12 protein-coding genes are annotated in these 13,116 nt (G+C 64.4%); 5 read left to right on the forward strand and 7 right to left on the reverse strand.

The annotated features are described in order from the left end of the window. Positions 1–771 precede the first annotated feature (771 nt). The 3 genes from yedF to H9639_RS08385 form a co-directional block, all read right to left on the reverse strand. The gene (gene yedF / locus H9639_RS08375; RefSeq protein WP_191807630.1) at positions 772–1,083 is read right to left on the reverse strand and encodes a sulfurtransferase-like selenium metabolism protein YedF; all 312 of its coding nucleotides are present in this window, start codon (positions 1,081–1,083) and stop codon (positions 772–774) included. After that, a complete protein-coding gene (yedE, locus tag H9639_RS08380; RefSeq protein WP_191807631.1) occupies positions 1,080–2,315 on the reverse strand; it encodes a selenium metabolism membrane protein YedE/FdhT in 1,236 nt (411 codons plus the stop codon). Before yedE ends, yedF begins: the two co-directional genes overlap by 4 nt. 180 nt (positions 2,316–2,495) lie before the next feature. Beyond that, complete coding sequence (locus H9639_RS08385; RefSeq protein ID WP_404799739.1) at positions 2,496–4,088, reverse strand: aminopeptidase P family protein; 1,593 nt, start codon at positions 4,086–4,088, stop codon at positions 2,496–2,498. Positions 4,089–4,189: 101 nt separating this feature from the next. Between H9639_RS08385 and H9639_RS08390 the strand changes: the two genes are divergently transcribed. From H9639_RS08390 to H9639_RS16825, 3 genes are all read left to right on the forward strand, one after another. Beyond that, entirely contained in the window at positions 4,190–5,038 is an 849-nt protein-coding gene (locus tag H9639_RS08390) for a PHP domain-containing protein (protein WP_191807632.1), read from the forward strand. A 583-nt stretch (positions 5,039–5,621) separates the two neighbouring features. After that, on the forward strand, positions 5,622–7,217 hold the full coding sequence (locus H9639_RS08395; protein WP_225219363.1) for a sodium:solute symporter family protein: 1,596 nt from the start codon (positions 5,622–5,624) through the stop codon (positions 7,215–7,217). Positions 7,218–7,272: 55 nt separating this feature from the next. Continuing rightward, positions 7,273–7,404, forward strand: a complete 132-nt coding sequence (locus tag H9639_RS16825; protein WP_225217257.1) for a putative transporter small subunit — start codon at positions 7,273–7,275, stop codon at positions 7,402–7,404. 108 nt (positions 7,405–7,512) lie between these two features. Here H9639_RS16825 and H9639_RS08400 read toward each other — a convergent pair whose 3' ends face one another. Together H9639_RS08400 and H9639_RS08405 are read right to left on the reverse strand one after the other, a co-directional pair. Then, positions 7,513–8,529, reverse strand: a complete 1,017-nt coding sequence (locus H9639_RS08400) for a DNA-methyltransferase (protein ID WP_191807634.1) — start codon at positions 8,527–8,529, stop codon at positions 7,513–7,515. A gap of 21 nt (positions 8,530–8,550) precedes the next feature. Next, complete coding sequence (locus tag H9639_RS08405) at positions 8,551–10,218, reverse strand: DEAD/DEAH box helicase (RefSeq protein ID WP_225219364.1); 1,668 nt, start codon at positions 10,216–10,218, stop codon at positions 8,551–8,553. A 451-nt stretch (positions 10,219–10,669) separates the two neighbouring features. Here H9639_RS08405 and H9639_RS08410 point away from each other — a divergent pair, with 451 nt between their 5' ends. Beyond that, positions 10,670–11,380, forward strand: coding sequence for a ferritin-like fold-containing protein (locus tag H9639_RS08410; protein WP_225219365.1), 711 nt, complete (start codon positions 10,670–10,672; stop codon positions 11,378–11,380). 20 nt (positions 11,381–11,400) lie between these two features. Then, on the forward strand, positions 11,401–12,531 hold the full coding sequence (locus H9639_RS08415; RefSeq protein WP_191807635.1) for an SGNH/GDSL hydrolase family protein: 1,131 nt from the start codon (positions 11,401–11,403) through the stop codon (positions 12,529–12,531). 39 nt (positions 12,532–12,570) lie between these two features. On the opposite strand, the gene H9639_RS08420 is transcribed toward H9639_RS08415, so the two are convergent. Together H9639_RS08420 and H9639_RS08425 are read right to left on the reverse strand one after the other, a co-directional pair. Continuing rightward, the gene (locus H9639_RS08420) at positions 12,571–12,873 is read right to left on the reverse strand and encodes a hypothetical protein (protein ID WP_191807636.1); all 303 of its coding nucleotides are present in this window, start codon (positions 12,871–12,873) and stop codon (positions 12,571–12,573) included. Positions 12,874–12,881: 8 nt separating this feature from the next. Continuing rightward, positions 12,882–13,106 carry a DUF3107 domain-containing protein gene (locus H9639_RS08425; protein ID WP_191807637.1) on the reverse strand — a complete coding sequence of 75 codons (225 nt, stop codon included), beginning with the start codon at positions 13,104–13,106 and terminating at the stop codon, positions 12,882–12,884. Between the last annotated feature and the right edge of the window lie 10 nt (positions 13,107–13,116).

Consider the following 13,116-nt stretch of genomic DNA (forward strand, 5'->3'; position numbering starts at 1 on the left):
CCTGGCGCGTGGTGTCCCGAACTGGCGGGTATGTCCCTAACCGGAGGGAATTCATGGGGCGTGGTGTCCCGAACTGGCGGGTATGTCCCTAACCGGAGGGTTTTCCTGTGGCGTGCTGTCCCAAACTGGCGGGTATGTCCCTAACCGGAGGGAAATCCTGGCTTGCTGACTGGTTCCGCCGGGGCATGTGCGGATGTGCTCCGTTTGGGGACAAATCGGCCGCGGCGGGCCTTTCCTGCCGTGGCGCCGCGCAGGAAAGTCCCAAACTGGCGGGGAAGTCCCTAACCGGAGGGTTTTCCTGCGGCGTGGTGTCCCAAACTGGCGGGCAAGTCCCTAACCGGAGGGTTTTCCTGTGGCGTGGTGTCCCAAACTGGCGGGCATGTCCCTAACCGGAGGGAAATCCTGGCTTGCTGACCGGTTCCGCCGGGGCACGTGCGGATGTGCTCCGTTTGGGGACAAATCGACCGCGGCGGGACTTTCCTGCCGTGGCGCGGCGCAGGAAAGTCCCAAACTGGCGGGTATGTCCCTAACAGGAGGGAAATCCTGTGGCGTGGTGTCCCGAACTGGCGGGTATGTCCCTCATCGGAGGGTTTTCCTGTGGCGTGCTGTCCCAAACTGGCGGGTATGTCCCTAACCGGAGGGTTTTCCTGCGGGGTGGTGTCCCAAAGTGGCAGGGAAGTCCGCAGCGTGGGGGGGGGGGTGAACGGGCGGTGACCGGTTCACCGTCTGGGTGTTTGGGGGATTTGCTCAGTTATCTCCGCGCAGACACGCTCAGCTGGTGGTTCCGAACCGGCGAAACCAGGGTCGGCGTGGTTTGTCCTGGGTGAGGTGTGTACCCAGGACTTTCTCGCCGCGGCGGAACAAGAACGTCATGACGGCGCCTTCGCGCGAGGGGTCTGCCATCAGCTCATGTCCGGCAGCGGTGGCATCATCAGGGATGTTCCGGTAGGCCTGGGGGCAGTCGGTTTGGACCTGCAGGATCTCTCCGGGCATGAGTCCGTGCAGCGCCTCCAAGGTGTGAATCACCGGGTAGGGGCATGATTCACCCCGTAGGTCCAGGGCGTAGTAATCCGGGGTGGTCATGGCACCAGCTCCGTTTCTGTGCTCGTGCGTACCCGCTCCTGCCGGCTTCGCCGCAGCGGCCGGACGGCCCCCGCCCAGATCCCGAGCAGCACGAGGGAGATGATCAGGGCCGGCCAGGGTCCCCACGCCTGGTAGAAGTTGAAGGACGGAGACGGGGCCACCAGCGTGGCATAAATGCCCCAGGTGTCCCAGCCGTAGGCCAGCACCGTGGCGCCGATGATATTGCCTACGAAGGCCACCACCGCGGCGGTCTGACCTTCCATCGCCCGGTACATCATGCCGGTTTCGCAGGCCCCGGCCATGATGATGCCGAGTCCGAACAGCAGGCCGCCGATGACGGTGCCGATGCCGGCCGGCTTGGTGAGCGGGTCCATGCCGCCGATCTGCAAGACCAGCCATGTCGTGATCACGGCCGCGGCCAAGCCCAGAATCAGTGCATCATTGAGCTTGGTCTTTCGCGTCACCCACAGATCGCGGAAGGCGGCTGTGAAGCAGATCTGCCCGCGCTGGATCAGGATCCCGAAAACCGCGCCGAACACGATCGCCACGGACAGCATGCCCCGGCCCGTGGCGGCATACGCCAATGCTGCGGCAACGAGGCCCAGGATCACGATGGACGCAACCGAGCGGTGTGCTGCCTTCTTTTTTGGGTTCCCGGCTGCCGAACCCGGCGCGCCCAGGTACACCGGTACCGGGCGAGTGGGCCCGCGCCACCACCGCTGTTTGATGAGCTTCACGCCCGCCAGCGTGCCCAGTGCGGTTGCGGCGGTGAAGATCCAGGCGTGCAGGGAGAACTGCGGAATGCCCGTGAACATGGCGGCCAGATTGCATCCGTAGGCCAGGCGGGCACCGAAACCGGCAATGATGCCACCCGCCAGCGCCTGGGCGAACCGGCGTTTCTGTGGGGGAAGCCGCAGCCGGAAGTCTCCCGCATACAGGGCCGCGATCAACGAACCGGCCAGCATCGCAATCACGATCCACCCATCCGTACGGTCGATGGGTGCACCGTTCAGAGTGGTGACCTCTTGGTAGTACTGCCACGCATGCACGTCCGCCCCGAGCCCCTCGACGACGTGCCCGCCCAAGCGGGTGAACTCACCGGTGACCGCCCACACCGTGCCCGTGATGGCAAAATAGACCGCAGACAGGACGCCCAACAGGGCGAATACCGGGCCGGGAGCCAGCCCAACCCGGGTCCGGTACATGGTGTCGTAGGACTGAAACTGGCTCACGCGTTCTGATGGTAGCACCGGGCACCCGGGGTCCCTCCTGCAGGACGCAGCCCTGAAGGGGCCCTTGCCAGCCCGGAAGATTTAGAACCCGTCGCCGCGGCAGCTCCAGGGGCGCCGACGGAAAACGCCCGGCGGGGAAATCCCCGCCGGGCGTTTTCTGGATCTAAAAGAGCTGGCCGGCTATGAGGCGTAGATGCCCGCCATCCAGTCCTCGACGTCGTCAGGGTTGCGGGGCAGCGCGTCGCTGAGGTTCACCGGTCCGTCGGCAGTGATCAGGACATCGTCCTCAATCCGCACGCCAATGCCCCGGTATTCCTCGGGAACCGTGAGGTCTTCCTTCTTGAAGTACAGGCCGGGCTCGATCGTGAAGACCATACCTTCTTCGATCACGCCGTCCAGGTACAGCTCGCGGCGGGCCTGGGCACAGTCGTGAACATCCAGGCCGAGGTGGTGGCTGGTGCCGTGCGGCATCCAGCGGCGGTGCTGCTGGCCGTCCTCGGACAGTGCTTCCTCCAGCGGTACCGGGAGCAGGCCCCAGTCCTGAAGGCGTTCGGCGAGGACCCGCACTGCGGCAGCATGGACATCGCGGAACTTGTTGCCGGGTTTGGCGGCGGCGAAACCCGCGTCCGCAGCATCCAGGACCGCCTGGTAAACGCGGCGCTGGACCTCGGTGAACGTCCCGTTCACCGGGAGCGTGCGGGTGACGTCGGCAGTGTAGAGGCTCTCTGCCTCGACGCCGGCGTCAAGGAGCAGCAGGTCCCCGGCCTGCACAGCACCGTTGTTGCGGATCCAGTGCAGCACGGTGGCGTTGTTGCCGGCGGCAGCAATGGTGTCATAGCCGAGCTCGTTGCCTTCTTCACGTGCCCGGGCAAAGAACGCGCCTTCCACGACGCGTTCACCCCGCGGGTGGGAGATGGCACGCGGAAGCGCCTTGACGACGTCGGTGAAACCGTTGACGGTAGCGGCCACGGCCTCGCGCATCTGGGCGATTTCCCAGTCGTCCTTGATCAGGCGCAGCTCGGAGAGCGCCTCGCTGACCTCGTCGTCCAGCGCATCCAAAGCCGAGAGGTCGACGTTGTCCGGGTCCTGGGCAGTGTTATAGCGAACGGTGTCGACCAGTGCATCGATCATTTCGTCGACCTTGCGAAGGAGGCGGACCTGCACGCCGCCGAACTGCGGGTCGCCCACATTGGCGGTGATCGCAGTTTCAGCTTCTGACAGGTCGCGGGTCGGCAGGCCAACCAGGGCACTCACCTGAGCCAGGTTCAGCCGTGAACCGATCCAGAACGCTCCGTACCGGGCGTTGGAGTAGAACTCTTCGCTGTCGGTTCCCGCCAGCGGACGGAAGTACAAGGTGGCGGTGTGGTGACCGCCGTCGTCGCCCGTTCCTTCTTCCACCGGCTCCAGGACCAGCACTGCATCGGGCTCATGGTCCAGGCCCAGTCCCGTGAGATGGGCAAAGCCGGAATGGGGCCGGAAACGGTAATCGGTGTCATTGGAGCGGACCTTCAGCGGGCCGGCCGGGATCACCAGACGCAGGCCCTTGAACCGCTCGGAGAGTGCCCGGCGCCGGGCTGCAGCATAGGGGGCTACCTCAGACTGTGCGGGCAGCTCGTCCGATTCAGCGGCCCAGCCGGAGGACATGAAGTCCTTGAACGCCTGTGACGTGGGGCGCTGAGAGCGGTTGTTCACCCGGTCATCAAGGGGCTGTCCTTCGGACAGCTCGTCGAGGCCGGCGTCGGCGGGGTCTGGGAAATTGGCTTCAGTACTCACCTGTCTATGCTCTCACCGCCTCAGAACTGGGCCAAACATTCCCGTGGAAAGCCGGGACGGTCCTGCAGGACCCGGTGCGGGTGAACGCGTAGATTGGTGGGGTGAGAATCGACCTGCACACCCACTCCAACGTTTCAGACGGCACGGAACCACCCGGTGCTGTTATGGCGGCGGCCAGTGCGGCCGGCCTGGACGCAGTTGCGCTGACGGACCACGACTCCACGGCCGGCTGGGCAGAAGCGGCGGAAGCTGCACGTGGACTGGGGCTGGTGTTCATTCCGGGCATGGAGGTTTCCTGCCGGACGGCAGACGGCATCAGCGTCCATCTGCTCTCCTACCTGCACGATCCGGCCCATCCCGGCCTGCTGGCGGAGATCGCCAAATCAAGATCAGCACGGCTGACCCGGGCCGAGCGGATGGTGGAACGGCTGGCGGAGGATTATCCGATCAGCTGGCAGGACGTCCAGGAGCAGGTGGCCCCCGGGGCAACCATTGGCCGGCCGCACATTGCCGACGCATTGGTCGCCGCCGGAGTGGTTCCCACCCGGTCGGCCGCCTTTGCGGGCATCCTGACGGCGCGCTCGCGCTACTTCGTGGCGCACTATGCCCCCGAACCGGCCCTGGCGGTGGAACTGATCCGCGCAGCCGGCGGAGTGCCGGTGTTTGCCCATCCCGAGGCGTCTTCACGGGGCAGGGTAGTGGGTGAAAAGACGTACCTCGAGATGATCGACGCCGGCCTGGCTGGACTCGAGATTGATCACCGGGACAATCCGGAGCCCGGACGGGAGTACCTGCGGAGTCTGGCACACAGGCATTCCCTGCTGATCACGGGGTCCAGCGACTATCACGGCACCGGCAAACCCAACCGGTTGGGAGAGAACACCACCGCCCCGGCCGCGTTGGAGAAGATCGCCGAGCTGGCCACGGGAACCGGTCTGGTCATGCCCTAGGACCGTGCGTGCAGCGCGCGTCCTGCCCGGGTTCCGGCCGGTGCCCAGGACTCCGCAGTGCCCACTTAGCGCATTCCTGTGATTTTGCCAAAAAATGCACCGGATCCTTCCGGGAAAGCGCATCTGCACACTTCGAAACAGAACTGTGACATTTCATTATTCATATCTGTGAATTGAAATATGTTAGGTTGTAGAAAGTCCGCGGATGCCATGGGGTGGCATTCGTGGAATGGAGACCTGTGCCCTGAAGCCACAGGGGCTCCTCGCGGCAGCGAACGGCTGCCGGTCGCGGTTTGAGTGAACTCACCGCTGTTTGGGCGGCGCCTGGAGTGCCGCTTCCCCGATGAGCAGGCGGCACCTTATGGGTTTATCTGCGGAGAAATACTTTTCCGCGCACTGTGCCTGCCATCTTTCGTAGGGCCCGCCGGAATGCGGTTCGTGGCCTTTTCGCATGGATGACCCGCGGCGCCTGACTGGCCGTGGAGGAGAGGAAAATGTGGTTGACGACGGAGTGGAGTTTTATCAACTGGGGGCGTGGACAGTAGTTGCGCTGTTTGTCCTGTTTTATGGCGGGACATTCTTAATGTCGGCGTTCATTGGTAAAAAGAATGAAAATGCTGATGGTTATATGACCGCTGGAAACAAAATTGGTTTCGGCGTGTCGGCTGCCAGCATGACAGCCACCTGGATCTGGGCGTCCTCCATGTACGCCTCGGCAACCTCCGGCTACACCTACGGCATCTCCGGCCCCATTCACTATGGTCTGTGGGGCGCCCTGATGATCCTGTTCATTTATCCGTTCGGGCGGCGTATCCGGAAAGTGGCGCCCAAGGCGCACACCTTGGCGGAGGTGATGCGGGCCAGGCACGGGAAGTCCAGCCAGCTGATGCTCGCTGGTTCCAACGTAGTGGGCAGCGTTATCTCACTGACCTCGAACTTCATTGCCGGTGGTGCATTGGTTGCCCTGCTGTCCCCGTTCAATTTCCAGCAGGGCATAGTCGCTGTGGCTGCCGGGGTGCTCCTTTATACGCTGTGGTCAGGTTTTAGAGCCTCCGTTCTGACCGATTTTGCCCAGGTCGTCGCGATGCTCGGAGCTGTGGTCATCATTATTCCCGTGGTGTTCTTTGCCGCCGGGGGACCGGGCATGTTTGAATCCGGTGCGGCCAACCTTTCGGCGGAACAGTCAAACTTTTTCTCTTCCGAGGCCTTCCTGAATCAGGGTGCGCCCTATATTGCCGCCGTCCTGGCTTATGCGATCGGGAACCAGACCATTGCCCAGCGGCTGTTCGCGGTCAGGGAAGACCTGATCAAAAAGACGTTCGTCACGGCCACCATCGGATACGGTGCCACGGTCATCGGGATCGGCATGCTGGGTGTGATGGCCCTGTACCTGGGCATCAACCCTGCCGAGGGTGACCTGAACAACCTCATCCCGCAGATGGCCTCCACCTATCTGGGGCCGATCCTCCTGGGCGTTTTCTTCATCATGATTCTGGGTTCACTCTCCTCCACCGCTGACTCGGACCTGTCTGCACTTTCGGCCATCATGATGGCCGATGTCTACGGCCAGAACGTCGCCCGGAAGGGCAAAGCCAGTCCCAAGACCATGCTGCTGATTGGCCGGATCTCCATGGTGGTGGCCACCGCCGCCGGGCTCTACTTCGCCAGCGGACGCATGAATATCCTGGACCTGCTGGTGTTCGTCGGGGCGCTCTGGGGAGCCCTGGTGTTCCCGGTGCTGGCCAGCTTCTACTGGAAGAAGGTCACCAACAAGGCCTTCACCGTTTCGGTCCTGGCCGCGCTGGCAGTTTTCATTCCGGTCCGGTTCGGCTGGATCTCCATGGACGGAGCTACCGGGTACGTCTTCGATGCCATTTCCGTGGTGGGAATCGGTGTGGTCCTGGGCCTGATGGCCTTCGGCTTCTTCGGCCTCCGGCCGGCGCTGGGCGTTGGGCTGGCCGGCGCAGTGCTTTCCGCTCCGTTCGTTATGGGTTTCCTGCATGACTACGAGGTTCTGACCGGATCCCTGGTGGCGTATGCAATCAGCACGGTGCTCTGCTACCTGATGTCGTTCCGCAATAAGGAAGAGTTCGATTTCGCGCTGATTCAGCAGCGGATCGGTGACTATGACCAGCGCTCCATGCAGCCGGCAGAAGCCGCTGCCGCAGCCCGGTCCTGACCGGTCAACCGACACCCGCACCGTTTACGCATCGTTTACAAGGAGTGAATCACCCATGACAGTCTTCTGGCTTACCGTTTATGTCCTGATTTGGCCGGTCATTGTGGCCGGCACCCTGGCCGTTATCTGCCGCGGATTCTTCCGGGACTGGGCCGAAGCCCGCCGGGAGGGACGCCGCATTATCTAAGCCGGTGCCGCCCCGGGGCGGAGGCTCGAACCGCGCGAAAAGGCGCCGCAGTGCCAGGACGACATCCTGGGGCTGCGGCGCCTTTGGCACTGAATTCGCCGGGTCAGGCTAGCCGGCGTCGACGCTGCCTACATCCATCACGTCCACATCCACCACGTCCACGTCCAGCGCGGCCGCGGGGCTTGCGGCAGCAGCTTTTGGCGGCGGAGCGGGTTTGACCCGGGCGCGGACGGGCCGGGGTTTCCTCACGGGCTTGGGCTTCGCCGGAACGACGACGGCGGCAGCGTGTCCCAGTCTCTGCTCCATCACCTCGATCGCCTGCGGGTTGGCGTCCACGCAGACGAATTTCCGGTTGAGCTTCGCGGCGACGGCGCCCAGGGTTCCGGAACCCGCGAAGAAGTCCAGGACCCAGTCACCCTCCCGGCTGCTGGCGGCGACGGCACGCCGCAGCAGGCCTTCCGGTTTCTGCGTGGGGTAGCCGGTTTTCTCCCGGCCTGTGGGGGAAACGATGGTGTGCCACCAAACGTCCGTGGGCAGTTTCCCCAGCGCCACCTTCTCCGGGGTCACCAGTCCAGGAGCCATGTACGGCTCCCGGTCCACTTCCGCGTTGTCAAAGTGGTACGTATTCGGGTTCTTGACATAGACAAGGATGTTGTCGTGTTTGGCCGGCCAGCGGCTCTTGGCGCGGCCACCGTAGTCGTAGGCCCAGATGATTTCGTTCAGGAAGCAGTCGCGGCCGAACAGGGCGTCCAGCATTACCTTCACATAGTGCACCTCACGGTAATCCAGGTGCACGTAGAGGGTCCCGTCGTCCGCGAGCAGGCGCCACGCTTCTGCCAGCCTGGGTTCCAGGAACGCCCAGTAGTCCTCGAACGCGTCGTCATAGCTGGAGAGCAGGCCTTTGACCGTGGTGTAGCTGCGGCCCTTGAACCCGGTCCTGTCGCCGCTGCCGTCAACGCTGCGGACCATGGTGGTCTGCTGACGGCGTTGTGCCCGGCCGGTGTTGAACGGCGGGTCAACGTAGATCATGGTGAAGGCGCCGTCCGGCAGGGTCGGCAGGTAGTCCGCATTGTCTGCGTGGACCACCAGCGACCCGCCGTCCGGCGTCCAGTTAGGTGTGCTCATCCGTGCCGCAAAAGTCCCGCCCTATTCGGCTGCGGGAGCCTTGCTGACCACTTCGCCGTTACGGCGGCGGGTGCGGCTGCGGTTACGGCGCGGCCGGTCAGCCTTGGGAGCCTCGCTGCCTGCTGCCGCTGCTGTCTCGCCGGTTGAGGCAGGCGCCTTGTCCGTGCTGCTGCTGCGGCGGGCTCCGTCACGGGGAGCACGGGTCCGCTCGCCCCCGCGGCCGGCGCTGGAGCTGCGTCCACCGCGCGACCGGGAATCGGATCCGGCGTCGGAGCGGGCGGGCCGGCGTCCGCCGGACTTGCCGGTTTCCCCCAGGTCTTCCAGCTGTTCCGCGTCGATACCGGCCAGCACGCGCTTGTTGCGCGGCAGGCGGCCCTTGGTGCCTTCAGGAATATCAAGGTCGGTGTACAGGTGCGGGGAGGAGGAGTAGGTTTCCACCGGTTCCGCCTGGTCCATGCCCAGGGCCTTGTTGATCAGGCCCCAGCGGGGGACATCGTCCCAGTCCACGAACGTGACCGCGGTGCCCTTGTTACCCGCACGGCCGGTACGGCCAACGCGGTGCAGGTAGGTCTTTTCATCCTCGGGGCACTGGTAGTTGATCACGTGGGTGACGTCGTCAACGTCGATGCCGCGGGCGGCGACATCGGTGGCAACCAGAACGTCCACCTTCTCATTGCGGAAGGCACGCATGGCCTGTTCGCGGGCACCCTGACCCAGGTCGCCGTGCATGGCGGCCACGGCGAACCCGCGGTCCACGAGTTCCTCAGAGAGCTTCGCGGCGGTCCGCTTGGTCTTGGTGAAAATGATGGTGCGGCCGCGGCCCTTGGCCTGCAGGATGCGGGCCACCACCTCACTCTTGTCGAGGTTGTGCGCGCGGTAGACAACCTGCCGGATGTCCTTCTTCGTCAAACCTTCATCATCCGGATCTGCTGCCCGGATGTGGGTGGGCTTGGTCATGTAGCGGCGGGCCATGGAAACGACGGCGCCGGGCATGGTGGCGGAGAAGAGCAGCGTCTGGCGTACGGCCGGGGTGGCAGCCATGAGGGTTTCGACGTCGGGGAGGAAGCCGAGGTCCAGCATCTCGTCGGCCTCGTCGAGGACAACAATCCGCACGTTCTTCAGCGAGAGCTGCTTCTTGTTGTAGAGGTCGATTAGGCGGCCGGGGGTTCCGACGACGATTTCGACGCCGGCGGCCAGGGCCTCAATCTGCGGTTCGTAGGCACGTCCGCCGTAGATGGTGACGATGCGCGCGCCGCGCCGGCGGGCAGCAGTGGTGAGGTCTCCCGCTACCTGTACTGCCAGCTCGCGGGTGGGAACCACGATCAGGGCCTGCGGGGCGCCGGGCACGGCGAGGTCCGCGTAGCCCTCATCCGCGGGGGCAATGACACGCTGCAGCGCGGGGATACCGAAGCCGAGGGTCTTGCCGGTGCCGGTTTTGGCCTGCCCGATGATGTCGTGCCCGCCGAGTGCGACCGGAAGGGTCATCGACTGGATGGGGAAGGGGTGGGTGATTCCGGCGTCGGCCAGGGACTCCACGATGTCGGAGCGCACGCCAAAATCTGCGAACGTCAGTTCACGGATTTCCGCCGCAGCTTCGGTGGTCGCGAGGCTCTCGGCTACATCGAGTTCTTCGTTGCTGTCATCGGCGGTCAAATGTGCATCGCCGACCTGTGAAAGTTCAGTGTTCAATTACATACCGTTCAGTTAGGCATCCCTGCCGGCCGCGCTCGACGAGAGGGCGTAAAGCCCGTCCCGGAGCGGACGGCGCGCAGGTGATGCGTCCAGCGGAAGCCGATCGCGGGCTAACAACTGCTGGCCACTCCGACTGCATTCGGCAAAGGCAGTGGCCGGGAAATATCAAGATCGCGTAGGTACTGCGGGTCTCACAACCAGAAAGGTGCGTTTATATACAACTGCATACAACTGGCTCTTCAAGATGATGGGAACGACCGGGCATCCATTTACTACCATTCCAGTCTACCCGGTGCAGCCATGGTGGGGCGCATTTAGGGATCCGGGGGTGTTACGCTCCCGCGGCTGCCGGCCGCGGAGTTTGAGGGATGGTCAGGCAGGCAGAGCGGGTATGACGGGCCGGGAGTGGCTGCGGACCCAGCGCAGACCACACCGGTAGGCTGGGTATATGAGCGAGAATATGCCGCCGGCCGTTAGCGGGCAGGATCCGGCCGCCGGGAGCGCACCGGTCTACCAGCAGTTCCTGACCGACCTGTTTGGTGTTATTGCCTACGGTGAGCTTTCGGCCTTCGAACGGATGTCCTCGGACGCGCGGTTCTCTCCCACCCTGCATGACCGGGCCACCCTGGGCCGGCTGGCCGTGCGGGAATATGCGCATTTTGAACGCGTGAGCCGGCATCTTGAAGAACTGGGCGCGGATCCGGAAACCGCGATGGCCCCGTTCCAGCAATCCGTGGATGCTTTCCATGACCGGACGCGGCCGGGGGATTGGTATGAGTCCCTCATGAAGTTCTATGTCACGGATGCCATTTCCGATGACTTTTATGCCGCTCTCGGTTCCCGGCTGGATCCGGAAAGCAGTGCTTTGATCTCCTCTCTCCATGGCAGCCGGGAAGCTCCGGGCGAAGTGCTTTTTGATCGGCTGCAGCGCTCCCTTAAGGACGATCCGCGCCTCGCGTCCCGGTTGGCTCTGTGGGGCCGGCGCCTGGTGGGTGAAGCCCTGACTCAGGCCCAGCGTGTGGTGATCGAGCGGGCCTTCCCCAAGGGCCTGGCAGACGCGCTGAGCGGAGAGGAGTACGATGCCCAGGTCCGGGATCTGTTCAGCCAGCTCACACGCAATCATTCGCGGCGCATGTCACTGCTGGGCCTGACCGCCTAAGCGCTTGCCGGGGGGCAAAGATGAGAACAAGATCGATCCGCACGTTCCACCGCGCCCTCTCGGCTGCGGTGGCTCTGGCGTTTGCTGCGAGTGTGGCCGGGTGCGGCATCGCTGGTCCGGCAGCGCCCGCCAACGCCGTCCGGCTCGATTCCCCGGCTGCTGAGCAACCCGCCGCAGAGGTGCCGGCCAGGGAAGCGGTACAACTGACGGCCAAGCCGGTGGAAACGGATGCCGGTCCGGTCCCGCCGCCAGCCGGCGTTCCTGCCCCCGCGTGGGGCGCCATGCTGCGCTTCGAGGAGCTGCGTCAGGACTCGGGACGTCCGCTGGCGGAGGCAACCTCCGACCCGGATTGTTCCCTGCCCGGTCCGGGCTGCATCTGGGCGCGCGGGGCGGAAACCATCGTGTGGTCAGCGGCTTCGGGCACACGTGCCCTGCGGACGGAAGTCTTCACCAGATGGCAGGCGCTGGGCCGCAGTCAGCTTGGCTGGCCCACTTCGTCCGAATACCGTTTCGGCGGTGATTACCGCACTGACTTCCAAAAAGGGTCGTTAATGTACGTTCCCCGCCTCGGCCGGGTCATGGCCTTTGACCCCGGCGTGGACACATCCGCCGTCGTCATCGGTGACTCACAGGCGGGCAAGGACACGTGGGTGGGCAAAGGGCTCGCCTCGCTTGGTTTCAAGCCGGTGATTCTTGGCGCCGGCGGAACAGGCTATACCCGGGGCAACGGGACGGTGGACAGCTACCCGGAGGCACTCGAGGGTGAGGAATGGCTGCTGCCGTGGGGCAAGCCCGCGCTGGTGATCCTTCAGGGCGGGGGCAACGATGCCTATGGTCCCAGCAACCAGGCAATCCGGCACAACGCCATCCAGTTAATCCGGGAGATCCGGCGCACGTACCCCGGGTCCCGGATCGTTGTTGTGGGCGTCATTGGCAGCGGCAACGGGCGCCGCGCCGAAATTGACGACCTTCTGGGCCGGGTAGCCGCTGAACAGCAGCTGGAATTCCTGAGCGTCAAAGACTGGTGGACCAGATACTCGCTCAGCTCGAAACTCGACGACGGAATGCACCTGGGGAAGGCCGGGCATGACGCCGCGGCACCGGTTTTCGCGCGTGAGCTGAAGGCGCTGTTGGAGCGCCCGCGGCCCTAGTCCAGCCTGAAGCATTGAGAGCTAGTCCAGCCTGAGGCTTCAGAGCTTGAGGATGCGCTCCAGCTCAGCGTTGTCCCGGGCACTGCGCGGGGGAACAATCAGCAGGGCGGCCGCAACCGCCGCCGCCGGACCCAGAATCACCGGGAGGGCCCATGTCAGCCAGGCATACTCCAAACTGGTGCTTACTCCGGAGAACTGCAGGATGATCCAGGCCAGGAGCCCTGCCGCCAGGGAAATCCCCGGCAGCAGGAGAATGCCGTACCGCCGCCGGCGGCGGTCAGCACCCCAGACAATAAAGCCGGCGGCAGCAGTGCCGGCGGCGGCAAGCAGCAGCTCCAGCATCAGTGGCCTTAGAGCGCACCGAATCCGACGCGGCGGACTTCCTCCGCGCCGATCTCGACGTAGCCGATAACACCCGCCGGAACGATAATGAGGCGTCCCTTTTCGTCTGTGAGGCGCAGTTCCTTCGGGCCGTTGATGGCCTCTGCGACGGTGTCGGCGACCTGGTCGGCGCTCTGCCCGGACTCGAACACGATCTCGCGTCCGACGTTCTGGATACCGATCTTAACTTCCACCGTGGTGCCT

The sequence above is a fragment of the Arthrobacter gallicola genome, assembly GCF_014836775.1.
Lineage (GTDB): Bacteria > Actinomycetota > Actinomycetes > Actinomycetales > Micrococcaceae > Arthrobacter_B > Arthrobacter_B gallicola.